This is a genomic window from Enterobacter sp. BWH64, from assembly GCF_001037645.1.
Lineage (GTDB): Bacteria > Pseudomonadota > Gammaproteobacteria > Enterobacterales > Enterobacteriaceae > Enterobacter > Enterobacter hormaechei_C.
Window position 1 is genome coordinate 194,774 of the sequence record NZ_KQ089922.1, and the last position, 17,669, is coordinate 212,442.

Sequence of the window (17,669 nt, forward strand, 5' to 3'; positions counted from 1 at the left end):
GACGACAAACTCCTTACAAAACATTTATCAAAGCTAAATTTTCATTAAAAATAGCGGCTATCATAATTTACAGAAAGCGAAGCGGAATAAGACCAATCAGAGGGAAGCGTCGTAACCGGTCTCGATCTTAGTAATTAATACAATTTTAGATTAATTCAGATTACCTCTTTATTGGCCGACGTATAGTAGGCCTACAGTATGCAATACGTCATTGCTTCGAGAATACTGGCGATAACCTTATAAATAATTCGCCTGATTACTATTATAAATCGAGGAATAACATGACGAACAATAGCCAAATAACACAGCATATAACTGTTGCACTGATGGGCGGCGATCATTATGCAAGAAACGGCATTAAAACGTTATTAAGCAGCATCCGCGACGACCTTCACATCATTATCATCGAAGGAGGTTATCAGGAACTGGATAAGGCGCTGTCGTCGATTCGTATCGATATCTTATTTATATCCGGCGCAGAGAAATACCATACAGGGTATGACTCACTGAAATATTTAAAAAAAATCAAAGTCACGCAGCCTGAAGTGATTATCTGCCTGTACTCAACCTCTGCCCATTCCCTGTTATGGGTCCGGGAAGATATTGATGCCTATATCTCGCTACAGAACACGGTTTATCAGTGGCGGATAAAGCTAGCAAAAATGGTCGATAGCCATTATCGGCCCCAAAAGCAGCCAGCGGCGTTATCGCTGACGCCTGGAGAAAGGAGGGTATTAAAGGAACTCAGGAACGGACTGGATATACGTTACATCGCAGAACTGGAGAAACTTTCTTATCGCCGCGTGAGCGCCTTAAAAAGCTCAGCGATAAGGAAACTCGGGCTCAGGAATAAGACAGATTTGCTGGTCTTTTTAACCAGTTAGACCTGCCGCTTTCAGAGCAAATCTCGTAATAAAAAAATCAAGGAACTATGAAATGAAAGCACGCCTTACTTGCCATTCTCTGCTGGCATTAAGCATTGCCGCCCTGCTGCCAGCGGGCTCAGCACTGGCCGCCACCACCAGCGGCGGCACGGTTAACTTCAGCGGTAAAGTGGTGACCTCCGCCTGTGCCATCAGCGCCGGTAGCGCCAATATCGACGTCGACATGGGTGAAGTGCGTACCGCCACGCTGGCTGCCGCAGGCAGTGAAGCCAGTACCGCAAAAGCCTTCTCCATCACCCTGGAAGATTGCGAAATCGCCGATACCTCGGCGTCCACGGAAGATAACCCTATTGCCGCAACGACCGTGGCTATCACCTTCACCGGTACACCGGACAGTACCGATGTGAATAGCCTGGCCGCGGGAGTAAACGGCGGCGCGGGCTCGGCGCAGCATGTCGCTATCCGTCTTTATGACGAACAGGGCAACGTCGTCAGGCTGGGTGAGCCGGCAGCAGCGATCCCCCTGCGTGCGGGGGCGAACATCCTGAACTTCAGCGCGAAATATTACTCCCCACTGGGCAACGCCACGGCGGGTGATGCCAGCGCGGTCGCCACCTACACCGTGACCTATTCGTAATCTTCAGGCCCGGTCTGCTGGCCGGGTCTGACTCAGCTTTCAGGAGACGCACTATGCGCGTAAACACATGGATTTGTCTGGCTGGCACGTTATGTTCATCCGCCGTGTACGCAGGCGGCGTGGGGTTAGGCGCAACGCGGCTGATCTACACCGGCGCGGCTACGCAGACGATGATGCAGGTAAGAAATACCCACCCTGATGCCACGTTTCTGATCCAGTCCTGGATGGAAGACGAGAAAGGGAGCCGTACCAACGACTTCGTCATCACGCCGCCGCTGTACGTCATGAAGCCCGCCAGCGAAAGCGCGGTGAAAATCATGTTCAGCGGCGACGCCCTGCCAGCCGATCGCGAGACGCTGTACTGGATGACGGTCAAAGCTATCCCACAGCAGGTTAAAAACGGTTCCGGCAATTCGCTGCAATTCGCCTCTGCCAACCGCATCAAGGTCTTTTATCGCCCGGAGCGGCTCAGGGAAGGTGCAGGGGAGGCATGGAAAAACCTTGCCGGCGCCTACCGCGCGGGCAAGGTCACGCTGACCAACCCAACGCCGTATTACCTCACCACCATTAACGTGAAAATTGATGGCAGGCCGGTGTCGCCCGTCATGGTGCCGCCGAAATCCAGCGTGACGCTGGCAGACACCTTCAGCCATGCGAGCAGCTTAAGCTACCAGACGATTAACGATTATGGCGCCTGGACGCCCATTACCCGCACGTCATTGTCCCAATAATAAAAACAGTAAGGCGTGACCACATGAAAATTAAAATCCTGTGCGCCACGGCGATCGCCCTGGTGATTCGGCAAGCCGTGGCTGCCGAAAGCGAGCTGCAATTTAATCCTGCGTTTCTCAACGGCGAGCGCGCCAACAGCGCCGATCTCGCCTGGGTCAACGCCGGGAGCGCGTTGCCGCCGGGCGAGTACAATCTTAACGTGTATATCAACACCCAGTTCGCGTTCACAGGTAACGTCACGTTTCGCGTCGCTGAAAACACCGCCGGTGAAGCCCTGCCGTGCCTTACGCCTGCGCAATTCGCCGCACTTGGCATCGACAGCCGTCAGGCTAAAGGGGGTGAGCTGCCGCCTGCGCAACGCTGCATTTTTTTAACCCAGTCATTCGCCGATACCCGGTTTGATTTTGACCAGAGGACGCTTACCCTCAACTTCACCGTACCGCAAAGCGCGATGCGCGCTCTGCCGCGCGGGTACGTCAGCCCGGAGAGCTGGGAGTCCGGCATCCCTGCCGCTTGGCTGAACTATGTGGTCAATGGCGCGAATAATGACTACCGGGGCGAGACGCGCACGCGGGAACAACAGCTGTTTGTGAGCCTCAACAGCGGCGCCAACCTGGGCGCATGGCGGCTGCGTGATTTCACCACGTGGACCAAAGAGAGTAACGAGCTCACCCACGTCCAGACCTGGCTACAGCGGGATATCCGCGCCCTGCGTGCCCAGGTTTATGCCGGTGAAACGTTCACCTCATCGCAGGTGTTTGACGCCGTTGGCCTGCGTGGGGTTGCCCTGAAGACCGATGACAATATGTTGCCCGCCAGCCTGAGCGGTTACGCGCCCGAAGTGCGCGGCATCGCGCGCAGCAATGCCACGGTGACGGTTCGCCAGAACGGTAACGTCATCTATCAAACCTCCGTTCCGCCGGGGGCGTTTGTGCTGAAAGATCTCTATCCGACCTCTTCCGGCGGCGATCTCGCGGTCACCATTCAGGAGAGCGACGGTAGCCAGACGCAATACACCCTGCCCTTTGCCAGCGTGCCGAATCTGGTGCGTAACGGTCAGGTCAAATATGCTCTGGGTGCGGGGAAATACCGCCCTGCGGGCAATCAGATCTCGCCCTCCTTCGCGCAGGGCGAGCTGTTCCTGGGCTGGCGATACGGCCTCACGTTTTATGGCGGGGCGCAGTTTTCCGATCGCTACAACGGCCTGGCCTTCGGTATCGGGCAGAATCTCGGCCGCTTTGGCGCCTACTCCCTCGATTTCACCCATGCCCGCAGCCAGCTGGCTGATAACCAGCACTACACCGGTGATTCGGTGCGCCTGCGGTACAGCAAACTGCTGAACGATATCGGTACGCGAGTCAATTTCTTCTCGCTGCGTTACTCAACGGCAGGGTTTTATACCCTCAGCGATACCACTTACAAAGGCATGGCGGGCGGAGCGCCAAAACAGACCGTGGAAGACGATGGCACCGTCACCACTCACTACGACACGGTTTACAACCTGCATATGTCGCGTAAGGCAAAAAATCAGCTGCTGTTGTCGCAGCCGATGGGCGAATACGGCGCGCTGTCGCTGTCCTGGGATCAACAAACCTACTGGAATACGTCAAAAACCACGCAAAGTTTGCAGTTCGCGTGGAACGCGACGTTTCGTAACCTGTCGCTTGGCATCAGCGCCCAGCGTAGCTCTGGCCTGTACGACAACAAGAAAGACAATATCCTCGCGTTGTCCCTGTCGGTGCCGCTGGGTAACCCGGCGCTGTCGACCCGTCTCCGTTTTACCGCTACCCATGCGGATCCCGCTGGCACCACCGCCAGTACCGGTGTCAGTGGTTATCTGCCGGGGCAGGAGAATCTTTTCTATAGCGTCAACCAGCGCTACAGCGCGCAGCAGCACTACGGCGGCGATGCCGCGCTGCAATACGAGGGCGCGTGGGGAGACTATAACCTGGGCTACAGCTACGCCGGTGACTCCCGCAACCTCAGTTACGGGATGAGCGGCGGTGCGGTGCTGCATGAGGATGGTCTGACGCTGAGCCAGCCGCTCGGGAACACCAATATTCTGGTGAAAGCCCCGGGCGCCAGCCATGTCGCCGTGCTCAACCACAAGGGCATCAAAACCGACAGCCGGGGCTATGCGGTGATCCCGTACGCCACGCCGTATCGCGTTAATCAGGTTGCGCTGGATGTCACCACCGTGGGCAATGACGTGGAACTTGAGAACGCCATCGCCAATAAAATCCCCACCGACGGGGCACTGGTTCGCGCCACCCTCACCACGCGTCAGGGGGCAAAAGCGATGTTTATCGTACGTCACGCTAAAGACGTGCTCCCCTTCGGCACGCTGGTCTCGTCAGAGGATGACAAAGCCAGCGGTATCGTCGGCGACGGCGGCAGCGTGTATCTGACCGGCCTGTCAGCGGAGGGAACATTGCATGCCGTATGGGGGCGCAACAGCGCCCAGCGCTGCACGATCCGCTATGCGTTGAACCCGCAGAATTATCACGCCCGCACCGGGCTTTATTCCCAGGAGGTCATATGTCAGTAACCATCCGGTTCCTCCCCCTGATCCTGCTGATGTTCATCACCGTTCCCGCGCGCGGCTATGACGTGCTGGTTTCCGTGACCGGCAACGTGATCGGCAATACCTGCATTGTCTCGGAAGATTCGAAGGAGCAAAACGTGCCGCTGGGCACCCTCGGCGTGAAGCAATTTAGCGAGGCGGGCGCGGTCAGCAATATCAAAACGCCCTTCACGCTCACCCTTGAAGCGTGCGGCCCCACCTTTGCTGGCGTGAAAATCCGCTTCAGCGGTACGCCGGATGACGAGAACCCGCAGCTTCTGAAAGTCGCTGACGGCGGCGCGACCGGCGTGGCGGTGCAGATTCTGGATAAAGACAGCGTACTTATCCCGCTGGACACCCAAACCGCTGCTTACGGCGCGGCGGGGGATGACAGCGTAAAAATGACCTTCTATGCGCGACTGGCCGCCACGGGTGCGCCGGTCAATGCCGGAGACGTTTCGGCAGTGGCGACCTGGACGACGGAGTATCAATAATGCGTTTACTGTTTTTAGCCCTGTTTTTCATGTCCTCTCAGGCACTTGCCCTCTCCTGGACATCGGATATCACCCTTTCGCCAACGCCCATGTCGTGGTCCGGCCCGGCAGACTCCATCGTGCCTGGAAAGACGATCGGCTCTGAATGGAGCGCCTCTGCGAGCGTCTCGGAAGTGTTCTGGTGCGGCCTGGTATTTACCTGCTCCAAAGGGACGCTGGAGCCGAGCAGCAGTATAACCGCCACCGGCATCACGGTTATTCTTGATGGCGCAAATTACATGGTATTTGAAACGGGCGTGCCCGGCATCGGCTTCATTCTTGGGCTTAAAGATTATAACGGCACCACCTATGTCCCGATGCAGACGGGCATTACGCAGAGCTATCCGGCCGATGGGACTAACGGTTACGCCACCGCACTGGGCTGGTCGGCAAAAGTGACGTTTATCAAGACCGGCGTTCCGCTGAAATCCGGCGTATATCAGACCCCGACCATTAACGCGGCGATCCTGACGGCCTATAACAACGAAGTGAAAACCGCGCAGGTGATCATCAACCCCACCACCATCACGGTGACGGCAAGCGGCTGCACGGTAGGCACGAAAAGCGCCAACGTCGACCTGGGCACCATTGATATTCACACGCTGCCCAGCGTAGGCAGCACCTCGCCGTCGGGGGAGTTTAACGTCAGCCTGACCTGCGATGAGAACGTGGCGGTTAACGCAGTGATGACCGATCAGACCACACCGTCAAATACCTCGTCAGTCGTGACGCTGACCGGGGACTCCACGGCCTCCGGCATTGGCGTACAGTTTTTCTATAACGGTACCGGGCCGCTGATGATGGGGCCGGACAGCTCGTCCGCAGGTACGACGGGACAGTTTTTCATCCAGACCACCAGCTCGGCACAAACGCTGTCCCTGCCGTTCCAGGCGCAGTACATCCGAACCGGTGAACTGGTCCCCGGCTCGGCCAACGCCCTGGCAAGCATCACCTTTTCGTATCAGTAGGTTAGTGCTTCACCCACACCAGCTGATCGACCCGGAAGCCCAGCTCGCGTGCGGTGTTCAGGTAGTCCTGTTTTACCGCATCCGGAATGGTCGGGGTGCGCGATAAAATCCACAGATAGTCGCGGTTCGGGCCGCTGACCAGCGCGTACTGGTACTTATCATCCAGCTTGATCACGTTATAGCCGCCGTAGAACGGGCCGAAGAACGATACCTTCAGCGCAGCCGTGGTCGGTTCGCCGGTAAAGTACGCCTTTCCTTCGCTCTCATTCCATTTTTTCTTCACCGGATCGTAGCCGCGGTTCAGTACGCTGATACCGCCATCGCTGCGCTTGCCGTACGTCGCGGTGACCTGTTCCAGACCGCGCTCGAAGCGATTTTCCAGTCGGGCGACTTCATACCATTTGCCGAGATAGCGGCTGGCATCAAAGCCGGTAATGGGCTGCACGCCTTTCGGCGGCGTGGGAGATTTACAGGCAACCAGCGTCAGCGCAATGGCGACACCGGTAACGACAGGCCATAGCCTCATGAGAACTCCTTTCATTTACGCGGTTGGACGTTAAGTGTAGCGCACCCGTGCGGCGCTTCATCCCGTCGGGGAATATTCGTAGTATATTGAGACAACTCCTTCTCTTCGGATGCAGACATGGCTTACTCCATCGGCGAATTCGCCAGACTCAGCGGCATCACCGCCACCACGCTGCGGGCGTGGCAGCGACGCTATGGCTTGCTCAAACCCGAGCGTACGGACGGCGGTCACCGCCTGTACAGCGATGAGGACGTTCAGCAGGCGCTGAAAATCCTCGACTGGGTAAAAAAAGGCGTACCCATCGGTCAGGTAAAATCACTGCTGGAACGCCCTGCGCCGCGCCGCGCCAATAACTGGCAAACCCTGCAACAGGCCATGCTGCAAAAGTTGCAGGAGGGGAAAATTGAGTCCCTGCGTCAGATAATTTACGACGCCGGACGCGAATACCCAAGGCCAGAGCTGGTCACTAACGTGCTGCGTCCGTTGCGCAGCCAGATATCGGCCAACGTCGCCGCCGCCATGACGCTGCGTGAGATCCTCGACGGCATCCTCATCGCCTATACCTCGTTTTGCCTTGAGGGCGATAAAAAAGCGCCGGGCGATAACATCCTCATCAGCGGCTGGCATCTGAACGACCCCTGTGAGATCTGGCTTGAAGCTCTGACGCGCACCGGCCAGGGCCACCGCATCGACATACTGCCGGTTCCCCCTGCCGCGCTGGCCCCGGAAATTTTCCCGGACCGCAAATGGCTGCTGGTCACCAGCGGTAAACTTACCGCCGTGCGGAAAAAGCAGGTTGCGCAGTGGCAGCAGCAGGTTTCCCTTGAGGTGATTATCCTCTGATTATTTTCTGCTGAGGCAATCTTCACGAAAAGTTGAATATTTTTTCGCACAGCGAGTGCTAACGTTTTCCTGTCACCGACAACTCAACAGGAAAACACGATGAAAAAGACACTCCCTCTGATGATGCTGGCTACAATGGCTTTCGCGCCTGCCGCGTTCAGCGCCCCGGCAGGCACCCTGAGCGTTCACGTTCTGGACCAGCAAACCGGTATGCCGCCAGCGGATGTGGCCGTCACGCTGGAGAAGCAGGAGCAGGACAAGTGGACCCCGATTGCCAGCGGTAAAACCGACCACGACGGGCGCATCAAATCGCTCTATCCGCAGGATCAGGATATGGCGCCTGGCGTGTATAAAGTGACCTTCAAAACCGCCGATTACTTCCACGGTAAAAAGCTGGACTCCTTCTTCCCGGAAGTGCCGGTGCTGTTCACCGTCACCCGCACCAATGAAAAACTGCACATCCCGCTTCTGCTCAGCCAGTACGGTTACTCAACCTACAAGGGCAGCTGATTGCTCTTGATTTTAAAGACGATTTAAAAATAATCCCGCCAATACTTGGACAAATACGCATTCTTGTGTAACTTTTAGGTATGAGATCGGGAGGTGCACACCATGACAACAAAACCTGTGCTGGGTATTAGCGGATGTTTGACCGGTTCCGCCGTTCGCTTTGACGGCGGGCATAAGCGTATGGGCTTTGTGATGGATGAGCTGGCGCAGTGGGTCGCTTTCCGTCCGGTATGCCCTGAAATGGCTATCGGCCTGCCCACGCCTCGTCCGGCGCTGCGTCTGGTGATGACCACCGGCGGCGAGACAGAAATGCGGTTCAGCAAAGCGCCGCACGATGACGTCACGCAGAAGATGGCCGCATTTACGGCAGATTATCTGCCGAAAATCGGCGATCTGGCGGGTTTTATCGTCTGTGCAAAATCCCCCAGCTGCGGCATGGAGCGCGTGCGGCTGTACGACGAAAACGGCAACCGGGGCCGCAAGGAGGGTGTCGGGCTGTTCACCGCCGCCCTCCTTGAAACTTTCCCCTGGCTGCCCGTCGAAGAAGACGGTCGCCTGCACGATCCGGTACTGCGGGAAAACTTTGTTGAGCGCGTTTTCGCTCTCCACGAACTGAACGTAATGCGTAAAAATGGCCTGACGCGCCGTGCCCTGCTGGACTTTCACAGCCGCTATAAGCTTCAGCTTCTGGCGCACCATCAGGCAGGCTACCGTGAAATTGGCCCGTTCGTGGCATCACTGCACGAGTGGGACGATTTGGACGCGTTTTTCGTGGCCTATCGCGACAAGCTGATGACCATCCTGAAAAAACCCGCTTCGCGGAAGAATCACACTAACGTGCTGATGCACATTCAGGGCTATTTCCGTAACCAGCTGAACAGCCGCCAGCGTGGAGAACTGCGGGATGTGATCCTGCATTACCGGGACGGGCTGCTGCCGATCCTCGCGCCGCTGACGCTGCTGAAGCATTATCTGGCTGAATACCCTGACCGGTATCTGATGACGCAAAACTACTTTGCTCCCTATCCTGATGATTTGGGTCTGCGTCTGGCCGTTACCTGATAAGAAAGAAGCGAAGGCCCTGTTGACCCACAGAGGCCCAAAGCAGTACCCCGTTTAGACGACACCCTCACTGTCGTCTTTTTTTTGCGCTCAGCGTAAAATACTGTAATTCTGTACAGGTTAAGCGTGCACAGCGGAGTACCCCGATGATCAAAAATTTGCATATTCAGAACTACCGCTCAATTCGCGATATGTCGCTTGAGCTGGAACAGCTCAATATCGTGTTCGGCCCCAACGGCACCGGAAAATCTAATATTTATAAAGCGATTTACCTGATGCACAGCGCGGCGCAGGGGCAATTCTCCCAGGCGCTGGCGAACGAGGGGGGAATTTTGAAAGTGTTCTGGGCGGGAAAAACCCGCAGCGACCAGCTGCGACGCATGAACCTGGCGGTGGAAACGGAAACCTATGAATATGAGCTTCAGGTCGGGTTCGTGGAAAAGCTGCCCTACCCCTCACAGTTTCAGCTCGATCCGGTGATCAAGGAGGAATCTATCTGGCTCGGCGGACAGCACCGTCGCCCGTCGTCACAGCTGATGAAGCGTAAGAATCAGGCGGTATTCCTGAACAACGTGCATCACGAAAAAGTGACCCACAGCGGTACGCTGTATGAGAACGAGTCGGTGTTCGGTCAGCTCGGCGAACCGCACCTCTACCCCGAAGTGTCGCAGATGCGCGAGTCCCTGCGTAACTGGCGATTTTATCACGAGTTTTCCGTCTCATCCGGCTCGGCGATCCGTGCCCCGCAGGTGGGCTTTCGTTCCCCGGTGCTGGCCAGCGACGGCGCGAACCTGGCCGCCGCGTTTCAGACCATTGTCGAAATTGGCGACGAGCTGCTGCTGATGCGCATTCTCGACCAGGCCTTTCCCGGCTGTGTGTTTTACAGCGACAACACCGGCGGGCGCTTCCGCATGATGATGCAGCGCGAGGGGCTGAGCAGGCCGCTGGAACCGGCAGAGTTCTCCGACGGCACGCTGCGTTTTTTGTGCCTGGCGGTGGCGCTGTTAAGCCCGCGCCCTCCCGCATTCATCGTCCTCAACGAACCGGAAAACAGCCTGCATCCGCAGATGCTGCCCGCCCTGGCAAGCCTCATTGCCGAGGCCAGCCGCTATTCGCAGATCTGGCTCACCAGCCACTCGCCGGAGCTGGCGCATTTGATTGAGAAGCACCGATCGTTTTCGCTGTATCAGCTGTCGATGGCGGAGGGGGAGACGAGGATGGAGAGGCTGGGGTAATTGCCAGGTGGCGCTACGCTTACCTGGCCTACTGGCGAGTACGAAACGTCTTGCGCCACTCCGCCGGGCTGACGCCAAAGCGCGCCTTAAACTGCTGCCGATACGTCACCGCTGATAAAAACCCCACCTGCCCGGCGACGTTTTCGATTGGCAGGTTGCCGGACTCCAGCAGGATCTGGCTGCGCCGCAGGCGCTCGGCGGTAAGCCAGTCGGCAACGCTCATGCCCGTCGCCTTGATAAAATGGCGGGTCAGCGTGCGCCGGCTCATCGACACCACTTCCGCAAGAGAGTCCAGGTTATGCGGTTCGGAAATATGCTGCTGAAGGTAGTCAATCAGACAGTTAATCCGCCCATCACGGGTATCTTTCGGCACAGGTTGCGCAATAAACTGCGCCTGCCCGCCCTCTCGGTGCGGCGGGACGATCATCCGGCGGGCAATCTGATTGGCGACGACGCTGCCAAAGCGCTGACGGATGATGTACAAACAGCAGTCGAGCGCGGCGGCGGTACCCGCCGAGGTAATCATATTGCCGTCATCCACGTAGAGGGCGTTGATATCCAGTCGGACGTCCGGAAATAGCGACTGGAACTGGCGTTCAAACTCCCAGTGTGTGGCGGCCCGTTTGCCGCTGAGTATGCCCGCATAGCCCAGCACAAATGATCCCAGACACAGCCCAACAATTTCCGCCCCGTTGTCTCTGGCCTGAACCAGGCTGTCGAGCAGCGTCTGAGGCGGGCGCTCCAGAACGTGCTGCCAGTAGGGTACAACCACAATTTCAGCCGATGCGATCGCGGAAAAATCCTGCGTCGCATGCAGGGCAAAACCGTCTTTCGAGTTCAGGAATCCCGGTTTTTCAGCGCAGATCGTGACGTTAAAGCGCTTTTCCCCGGATACCGTGTCGCCAAACAGGATGCAGGGGACGGAGTAGTGGAACGGGCTAAACCCGTCCACCGCGACAATGGCAACGTTAATAAGCGGCATCTGTCTCTCCTGTCCCCTTTAACAGTCAGAATATAACGGTTTCGCCGTCCTGGGGAATGCTCACCGCGTCACCTGCCTCGTTGGCATCAACATACTCGCGCAGCGCGCGGCGGGTCAGCAGGCAGTGGTTGAGAGCTTCCATATGGGTCGCCACGATTTTCGCCTGCGGCAGCAGGAAATGCACGTTAAGCAGATCTTCTTCCCCCATGATAATCGGCCCAAACCCAATGACATGAGCGTAACCGGCGTTGAGCACGACGATATCCGGCTGGTGCTTTTGCAGATCGGCCGCCACCGCATCGCGCCAGATGGTATCCCCTGCGATATAAAGCGTCTTCTCATCGGGATGACGGAACACCACGCCGCAGGCTTCCCCCAGAAACTCTGCCAGCTCCGGCACGGCGTAAGCGCGGTCAGTACCGTGCTGGCCGCCGTGGGTTTTCACTATCCGGATATCGCCGTACGTTGTTTCCCCGGTCATGATCGTCAGGTTGGTAAATCCCTGGCTGCGCAGCAGCGCGGCATCACTATCATTTTGCACGTAGATCGGCTTGCCTTTGGCGATCAGCTCAACGGCGTACTGATCCCAGTGATCGGCATGGGTATGGGTGACGATCACCGCGTCAGCATCCAGAAGCGTTTGAACGTCAACGGGAAGATCGACCATCGGGTTGCGAATATCAGCCCGCGCCGTGCCGGGAAAACCCGGATAAGTGCCTTTTGGCGCCAGCATTGGGTCGATTAAAAAGCGTTTTCCCGCGTAAGTGATCAGCTGGGTGGCATTGCGAATTTGCGTAATGTTCATGGGCTATCCTCCGGTTGGTATGAGAAGGAGAATAGCCCCAGGGTGCCGTTAAGAATGTGGGCTAAAGGGCGATGATCGATGAAATCGGGTCAATCGATAAACCGCTTGCGTACCCTTTCCAGCGGCGCAATCAGCAGATTGATAAGCGGCTTACGATCGATAACGATATCGGCGTTCACCGTCATTCCGCCCATCAGCATGCGCTTTTTCTTGTCCGGGTCGGTAAACCAGGAGGGGACGCGCACTTTAGCCAGGTAGTAGTTCTGCCCCTCCTGGAGCGGGATCAGCGCCGAATGGGCATCAATGTTTACCTCATAGAAATCGGACAACGTCGCTTCCACGGAACCGTATTTGTCTACGGGCCAGGAGTCGAAGCGCAGCTTGACCTTATCGCCTTTCGCCACGCGCCCCACCCCCGTTGCCGGAACATACAGGTACCCCTCCATCGTCGCCGCGGTATTTTTACGGATCACCACTACCACCTCGCTATTTTGCGTAATGGCCCGGCCAGGCGGGAAGTTAATCGCCACCACGTAACCATCGGAAGGGGCCAGCATCGCCATGGTGGAACTTCCCCGGCTGGACAGGTTGCGGTCAATTTCGCTGATGCGGTTTTTCACATACAGCTGCTCTTCGCTCAGAGAGTCAATTTGCGACTGGGTGCTGTCGGTCAGGCTGGTTTTTCGTGCCTCAAGCTCAAGAATAGTGCTCTCCTCCAGCGTCAGGTTGAGCTGCGCATTGAGCACATCGTTGTGGCTTTTATCGAGATCCACTTTGGAGACATAGCCCTTCCCGGAGACGGATTTCCACGCCTCGTAGGTGTCGGTGCTGTTTTTTAACAGCGCGCGCAGCTTCTTCACCTTATCGCGGGAAACGGCGATCTGCTTGTCGGTGAGAGCCAGCTGCTGCGCCAGATTTTTGCGATACGACGCAATCGAGTCCTCAATGGCCTGGATGCGCTGCTCGCTGCGCTTCTTCTCCGCTTCCATCTGCTGGCGGTCAAACTGCACCACCGAGCCCTGCTTGCCGCCATAGTCCTGCGACACGGTGAACAGCGGATCGTTTTCCTTCACGTACTGACCTGGCCGTACGGCAAAATCCACAAGCGTACCGGACTCCCGGGCGCGGACTTCCACATCGCCCTGCGCCGGGATCAGCACCCCACGTGCCAGCGTGGTTTCCGAAAAATTAAAGACGATGGCAAAAACCAGCAGGCAGAGAAAAAAGGTGATGAACAAGGTCAGCACGGCTTTCAGCCGTGGCGCGTTGATGTGATAGCTTTTTGAGAAATGATGCGGGATCAGCGCCCGCCGCTGTCGGCTTCGGTTTTTTAATTTCACGATATGTCATCCATGATAAATCACTGAAAGATCGTCCCATGCACTCCAGAGCGTGGGGGTTTTGCGCAGCGCGTTCAGCGTGTCGGCGGCGGCCTGACGGTAATCCTCTGGCGCATACGCCTGACTCTCCAGCCCAAACTCCACCGCATGCAGCGAACAGATCGGCAGCAGCGTTCGGACGCTGTAGCCATAGCGCGATAAAAACCGCGTTGAGACATCCGTTAACCACGCCTTTTGATCCCCTGCCTGGGTGGAGAACAGCGGCGCATCCGGCAGGCGTTCGTCCATCAGCAGCACCGTCACCAGGCGGTGAGGGGCGAAAAACGAGCTGGCGCGTCGGCCTTCGTGCGCGGCCATTAGCTTATGCAGCGCAGGGTGACGGGTAATAAACTGAAAGCGCACATCGGCTGGCGCGGTGGCGAGCAGCGCATCCACGATCAGACCAAAGCCCGCCCAGCGCATTCCCAGAAGCAGGGTGCGAGATGAACTGTAAAACGCCTGCTCCTGCGTCCACTGCGCCACGTACGCGTGCAGATCGAAGCGGACGTTGCGCGCCCAAAGCGCGGGCGGGAAGATCTGCTCCACGAAGTTAAACCCGCTCAGCTCATGGGCGTTCTGATGCAGAAAATCAGCCGGGACATCGGTCTCCGGGCAGCGCATAAACTGGCTGTAGTTTTGCGTGATCCGGTTTGCCAGCAGCGTGCGCCCGGCCTGGCGCGCGCAGAGTCGCGCATAGAGACGCGGCAGAAACATCATTGCTCACTCTCCCGCAGGGTGCCGTTTTCCATGGTATAGAGACGCCCCTGGCAGCCCACCACGTCCGGCGAGTGGGTGACAAACACCAGGCCAATCCCCAGGCTACGCAGGTTCGCCAGCACTTTCTGCGCGGTCGTTTTATCCAGGTTCGCCGTCACTTCGTCACAGAGCAGAAGCTTAGGCTGGCTGTACAGGGCGCGCGCCAGAACCAGACGCTGCATCTCCCCGGCAGAGAAAAAGGTGTTCCCCGGCAGCATCTCCGTTTCGTAGCCGTGCGGCAGCCTGGCGACGACGTGGTCCACCTCCGCCAGCCGACACGCGGCAATGACCTGCTCTTTATCCGGTGCGCTGTCAAAGCAGGCGATGTTGTCCAGAATCGAGCCGGTAAAGAGAATATCGTCCGCATGGACGATGCGGATGTGCTGACGCAGCGAGGAAAGATCGCACTCCTCAATGGGGATCTTATTGATCCGCAGCGTGCCAGACGATGCCAGCAGCATGCCGGAGATCAGACGCAGCAGCGTGGTTTTTCCCGACCCGCTCTGGCCCACAATCACCGCTTCTTCGCCCTGCTTCAGGGTCATATTGATATGCTGTAGCGTGGCCTCCCGGCCAGGATAGGCAAATGAGACATCCTCAAATTGCAGACAGACCGGCGAGGTGACAATCCGCTTCCCAAACTGGCTGGTTTCAGAGGGGGCAAACAGCAGGTCGCCCACGCGATCCAGCGGCCCCTTGAGGGCATTTTTGTCCAGCAGCTTCTGCGCCACCTGCACCATGGCATCGGAAAAATAGCGCTTATAGCTGATATAGGCGTAAAGCATCCCGATGCTCATCTGCCCTTCCAGGATCAACCACGCGCCAAAGCAGACCACCAGCAGCTGCTCGGCATTGATCACCAGCAGCGAAGCCACGTCAAAGCGGGCCAGCAGCCGCTCTTTACGCATCAGCCCGGCGATGTGTTCGCGCTGGGATTTATCCATCACCGCATCCCGGGCCTGCTCCATATTGTTCGCTTTGAGCGTAATGATCCCTTTCTGCGTCTCCACCAGCAGGGATTCATACTGGGCGGTGCGCTCGATGGAGTCATCCACCGCGCGTTGATAGGGGCCGATCAGCGAAAAGCGGATCAGGAAAAACACGCCCATCAGCAGCATCGTCAGCAGCGCAATTTTGACGTTATACAGCAGCATAAACAGCAGGCTGGTGACGGCGATCAGGCTGGAAAAGAGAATTTGCACGTAACCATTGCTGATGAACTCCGCGCAGGCGTGGAGCGATTTTTCAATGGCCAGCACGATGCCCGGCGGGCGCGAGCGGAACCAGCTGGTCTGGGTGCGCAGCATGTAGTGGCGCACGGACTGGCTTAAATCGTCATAGGCAATGTTACGCATCAGGATCTCAAGCAGCTGCTTGAGGAATTTACCGATGACTTCAAAGATAAAGACAATAGCGAAGATCGCGGTGAGCAGGATCACCAGATCGCTGTCGCTGCGGGAAATGGCCTCATCCATAATCAGCTGCACGTAGGTGGGGCTTGCCAGCATGGTGATGAGGGTAAAAATACAGAGCACAAACAGCAGCAGCTGGCGCTGGAACAGGCTCGGGGATTTATTGGCTAACCGGCCAAGCGTGAGCTTTTCATCCGGGGATTTCTTTTCGAAGCACGGCGTGGGCTTAAGCTCAAGAACATAGCCGGAAAAGAGTTTTTCCGCCTCTTTCAGACGGTAACGACGCACGCCGCTGGCCGGGTCGTGAACGGTCACGCTGCGGCTGTCGATCTTCACGATGACCACGAAATGGTTGCCGCGCCAGAAGGCGATGAGCGGCAGCTCAGACGTTTCTATTTCAGTGATTTCGCCTTTAAGCACCCGGCCAGACATATTTTTATCGCTGGCAAGGGTCATCAATTCCGCCATTGAGGTTCCCGCATCGGCGGAAACGGAAATCTCCCGGCGCAGCTGGCTGACAGAGACATGGTGGTCGTAGTGCCCCAACACCATCGCCAGGCAGGCCAGTCCACATTCGGTAAATTCATGCTGGCGAATAACAGGGGTCTTACCCTGTTTTTTATACTGAAAGAGCGAAAACATAATGATCCGTGGCTGAAATAAAAAAATGGCCCGGCAATGCGGGCCATGCGTACAACGTGCTTCTCGCTTAGGCGCTGAAGAAACCGCCGATGAAGCCGCCCACCAGGCCGAACACGCCGCCGATGGTGCCGCCCAGCGCGCCTAACATCTGGCTGCCCGCGTTATAGCCCGCGCTTGCGCCCTGAATAGCGGCAGCAAACGGATCCCAACCACCGATGATGGCCTGTGCTTTTTTGAAATCAATAACTTGCATGAGTCTTTTCCTGTTAACGTGAATTAGTTGTAGCTACCAACCAGCGCACCCAGGAAGCCCATTGCGCCACCCAGAATTCCGCCAACCACACCGCCAACCATGCCCATGATGCTTGCGCCGGTGTCGTAACCCAGCTGTGCACCTTTAACCAGACCAGCGAACGGGTTTAACGCGCCACCGATAATGTCTTTCGCTTCTACGAATGAAATCGCTTTCATTTTTATCTCCTGTAGTGATGGATCTTTAGCATGATGCTAAAGGCTAATTTCCTTTTATGAAGGAAAGCGGTTGCTACGGGCAGGTGGTAAGCGGAATGATTTTATTGCCATAAATAATCATCCGCCTTGCAGCCTGCCCGGCATTATCTATTTCCAGCCGTTGCCCCGGCGGAATATATTTTGAATTGTTGTATTGCGTACTGCACCCGACCGAGGAAACATATTTAAAATAGGTATTCCCGGTATTACTCACCACCCCGTTGCTAAACGCATAATCAAAATGTCGTGTCCATGGACGGACAATCAAAATAGCCTCAAGCGAGACCACCACATCCGACTGGATGCGCTGGCCTTTGCGCGTGATAACCTTTGCCTGGAGCGGCGTCTCGGTGAATTTTACGCGATAGTATCGCTCTTTGTTGTCATGCGGGCCGGTATAATAAAATTTAAAACCCGCGCGTTCACCGCTCCCCAGCGTTAATTGCTTAGGCGAATACATGACTTCGCCGTCTTTTATTTCGGTTTCTTTTCCCTTCTCTTTAGGAACGTCTACCTGAATAAGCGAAACGGTATAATTCTGACGCTCGCTGGTGTCGTTTTTTATCGGCTGAAAAACAACTTCTCTTTCGGGAAGAAAATCAATATTCAGACTTTCGATAATTAAAGCATTTGCCCCTGTGGAAATGAAGCAATTTATTGCAAAAATAGCCAGGAATTTTCCAGTCATGG

Annotated in this window: 19 protein-coding genes; 10 read left to right on the forward strand and 9 right to left on the reverse strand. The window is 56.6% G+C overall.

Annotated elements, in window-relative coordinates; translation table 11 throughout:
- Positions 1-281: 281 nt before the first annotated feature.
- The 6 genes from SK50_RS00970 to SK50_RS00995 are packed head-to-tail and all read left to right on the forward strand — an operon-like array spanning position 282 to position 6,317.
- A complete protein-coding gene (locus tag SK50_RS00970) occupies positions 282-884 on the forward strand; it encodes a helix-turn-helix domain-containing protein (RefSeq protein ID WP_015570068.1) in 603 nt (200 codons plus the stop codon).
- A 52-nt stretch (positions 885-936) separates the two neighbouring features.
- Positions 937-1,521, forward strand: coding sequence for a fimbrial protein (locus SK50_RS00975; protein ID WP_015570069.1), 585 nt, complete (start codon positions 937-939; stop codon positions 1,519-1,521).
- 53 nt (positions 1,522-1,574) lie between these two features.
- The gene (locus SK50_RS00980) at positions 1,575-2,252 is read left to right on the forward strand and encodes a fimbrial biogenesis chaperone (protein WP_045343885.1); all 678 of its coding nucleotides are present in this window, start codon (positions 1,575-1,577) and stop codon (positions 2,250-2,252) included.
- Between the two features lie 23 nt (positions 2,253-2,275).
- The gene (locus tag SK50_RS00985; protein WP_045343886.1) at positions 2,276-4,801 is read left to right on the forward strand and encodes a fimbria/pilus outer membrane usher protein; all 2,526 of its coding nucleotides are present in this window, start codon (positions 2,276-2,278) and stop codon (positions 4,799-4,801) included.
- Positions 4,792-5,310, forward strand: a complete 519-nt coding sequence (locus tag SK50_RS00990) for a fimbrial protein (protein ID WP_015570071.1) — start codon at positions 4,792-4,794, stop codon at positions 5,308-5,310. Before SK50_RS00985 ends, SK50_RS00990 begins: the two co-directional genes overlap by 10 nt.
- Positions 5,310-6,317, forward strand: coding sequence for a fimbrial protein (locus SK50_RS00995; RefSeq protein ID WP_017383645.1), 1,008 nt, complete (start codon positions 5,310-5,312; stop codon positions 6,315-6,317). Before SK50_RS00990 ends, SK50_RS00995 begins: the two co-directional genes overlap by 1 nt.
- A 1-nt stretch (position 6,318) precedes the next feature.
- Here the strand turns inward: SK50_RS00995 and SK50_RS01000 are convergent, their stop codons facing one another.
- Positions 6,319-6,843, reverse strand: coding sequence for a lipocalin family protein (locus SK50_RS01000; RefSeq protein WP_015570073.1), 525 nt, complete (start codon positions 6,841-6,843; stop codon positions 6,319-6,321).
- A 117-nt stretch (positions 6,844-6,960) separates the two neighbouring features.
- On the opposite strand from SK50_RS01000, the gene SK50_RS01005 reads away from it, so the two are divergent.
- From SK50_RS01005 to SK50_RS01020, 4 genes are all read left to right on the forward strand, one after another.
- Positions 6,961-7,686: a MerR family transcriptional regulator gene (locus tag SK50_RS01005; protein ID WP_015570074.1), complete on the forward strand. Its 726-nt coding sequence runs from the start codon at positions 6,961-6,963 to the stop codon at positions 7,684-7,686.
- Between the two features lie 99 nt (positions 7,687-7,785).
- Positions 7,786-8,196 (forward strand): hydroxyisourate hydrolase, encoded by a 411-nt coding sequence (gene uraH, locus SK50_RS01010; RefSeq protein WP_017383647.1) that lies wholly within the window; start codon positions 7,786-7,788, stop codon positions 8,194-8,196.
- 102 nt (positions 8,197-8,298) lie between these two features.
- The gene (locus SK50_RS01015) at positions 8,299-9,258 is read left to right on the forward strand and encodes a YbgA family protein (protein WP_045343888.1); all 960 of its coding nucleotides are present in this window, start codon (positions 8,299-8,301) and stop codon (positions 9,256-9,258) included.
- Between the two features lie 146 nt (positions 9,259-9,404).
- Complete coding sequence (locus tag SK50_RS01020) at positions 9,405-10,493, forward strand: AAA family ATPase (protein ID WP_045343890.1); 1,089 nt, start codon at positions 9,405-9,407, stop codon at positions 10,491-10,493.
- Between the two features lie 28 nt (positions 10,494-10,521).
- On the opposite strand, the gene SK50_RS01025 is transcribed toward SK50_RS01020, so the two are convergent.
- The 8 genes from SK50_RS01025 to SK50_RS01060 all read right to left on the reverse strand — a co-directional run bounded on the left by SK50_RS01025 (position 10,522) and on the right by SK50_RS01060 (position 17,667).
- A complete protein-coding gene (locus SK50_RS01025; RefSeq protein ID WP_017383650.1) occupies positions 10,522-11,475 on the reverse strand; it encodes a GlxA family transcriptional regulator in 954 nt (317 codons plus the stop codon).
- A gap of 25 nt (positions 11,476-11,500) precedes the next feature.
- Positions 11,501-12,280 carry an MBL fold metallo-hydrolase gene (locus tag SK50_RS01030; RefSeq protein WP_017693987.1) on the reverse strand — a complete coding sequence of 260 codons (780 nt, stop codon included), beginning with the start codon at positions 12,278-12,280 and terminating at the stop codon, positions 11,501-11,503.
- Positions 12,281-12,369: 89 nt separating this feature from the next.
- On the reverse strand, positions 12,370-13,620 hold the full coding sequence (locus SK50_RS01035) for an HlyD family secretion protein (RefSeq protein ID WP_017693988.1): 1,251 nt from the start codon (positions 13,618-13,620) through the stop codon (positions 12,370-12,372).
- Between the two features lie 6 nt (positions 13,621-13,626).
- Positions 13,627-14,376 (reverse strand): hypothetical protein, encoded by a 750-nt coding sequence (locus SK50_RS01040; protein ID WP_017383653.1) that lies wholly within the window; start codon positions 14,374-14,376, stop codon positions 13,627-13,629.
- Positions 14,373-16,469 (reverse strand): peptidase domain-containing ABC transporter, encoded by a 2,097-nt coding sequence (locus tag SK50_RS01045; RefSeq protein WP_017383654.1) that lies wholly within the window; start codon positions 16,467-16,469, stop codon positions 14,373-14,375. The genes SK50_RS01040 and SK50_RS01045 overlap by 4 nt, the downstream gene beginning before the upstream one ends.
- A 67-nt stretch (positions 16,470-16,536) precedes the next feature.
- Positions 16,537-16,722 carry a hypothetical protein gene (locus SK50_RS01050; protein ID WP_001196016.1) on the reverse strand — a complete coding sequence of 62 codons (186 nt, stop codon included), beginning with the start codon at positions 16,720-16,722 and terminating at the stop codon, positions 16,537-16,539.
- 23 nt (positions 16,723-16,745) lie between these two features.
- Entirely contained in the window at positions 16,746-16,940 is a 195-nt protein-coding gene (locus tag SK50_RS01055; protein ID WP_013094846.1) for a hypothetical protein, read from the reverse strand.
- 73 nt (positions 16,941-17,013) lie between these two features.
- A complete protein-coding gene (locus SK50_RS01060) occupies positions 17,014-17,667 on the reverse strand; it encodes a hypothetical protein (RefSeq protein ID WP_006812468.1) in 654 nt (217 codons plus the stop codon).
- Positions 17,668-17,669: the final 2 nt, after the last annotated feature.

Coding starts and splice junctions, on each gene's coding strand:
- SK50_RS00970 (WP_015570068.1), top strand. CDS start 282: ATGACGAACAATAGCCAAATAACACAGCATATAACTGTTGCACTGATG.
- SK50_RS01015 (WP_045343888.1), top strand. CDS start 8,299: ATGACAACAAAACCTGTGCTGGGTATTAGCGGATGTTTGACCGGTTCC.
- uraH (WP_017383647.1), top strand. CDS start 7,786: ATGAAAAAGACACTCCCTCTGATGATGCTGGCTACAATGGCTTTCGCG.
- SK50_RS01025 (WP_017383650.1), bottom strand. CDS start 11,475: ATGCCGCTTATTAACGTTGCCATTGTCGCGGTGGACGGGTTTAGCCCG.
- SK50_RS01055 (WP_013094846.1), bottom strand. CDS start 16,940: ATGAAAGCGATTTCATTCGTAGAAGCGAAAGACATTATCGGTGGCGCG.
- SK50_RS01050 (WP_001196016.1), bottom strand. CDS start 16,722: ATGCAAGTTATTGATTTCAAAAAAGCACAGGCCATCATCGGTGGTTGG.
- SK50_RS00985 (WP_045343886.1), top strand. CDS start 2,276: ATGAAAATTAAAATCCTGTGCGCCACGGCGATCGCCCTGGTGATTCGG.
- SK50_RS01030 (WP_017693987.1), bottom strand. CDS start 12,280: ATGAACATTACGCAAATTCGCAATGCCACCCAGCTGATCACTTACGCG.
- SK50_RS00975 (WP_015570069.1), top strand. CDS start 937: ATGAAAGCACGCCTTACTTGCCATTCTCTGCTGGCATTAAGCATTGCC.
- SK50_RS00980 (WP_045343885.1), top strand. CDS start 1,575: ATGCGCGTAAACACATGGATTTGTCTGGCTGGCACGTTATGTTCATCC.
- SK50_RS00990 (WP_015570071.1), top strand. CDS start 4,792: ATGTCAGTAACCATCCGGTTCCTCCCCCTGATCCTGCTGATGTTCATC.
- SK50_RS01040 (WP_017383653.1), bottom strand. CDS start 14,376: ATGATGTTTCTGCCGCGTCTCTATGCGCGACTCTGCGCGCGCCAGGCC.
- SK50_RS01005 (WP_015570074.1), top strand. CDS start 6,961: ATGGCTTACTCCATCGGCGAATTCGCCAGACTCAGCGGCATCACCGCC.
- SK50_RS00995 (WP_017383645.1), top strand. CDS start 5,310: ATGCGTTTACTGTTTTTAGCCCTGTTTTTCATGTCCTCTCAGGCACTT.
- SK50_RS01045 (WP_017383654.1), bottom strand. CDS start 16,469: ATGTTTTCGCTCTTTCAGTATAAAAAACAGGGTAAGACCCCTGTTATT.
- SK50_RS01020 (WP_045343890.1), top strand. CDS start 9,405: ATGATCAAAAATTTGCATATTCAGAACTACCGCTCAATTCGCGATATG.
- SK50_RS01000 (WP_015570073.1), bottom strand. CDS start 6,843: ATGAGGCTATGGCCTGTCGTTACCGGTGTCGCCATTGCGCTGACGCTG.
- SK50_RS01060 (WP_006812468.1), bottom strand. CDS start 17,667: ATGACTGGAAAATTCCTGGCTATTTTTGCAATAAATTGCTTCATTTCC.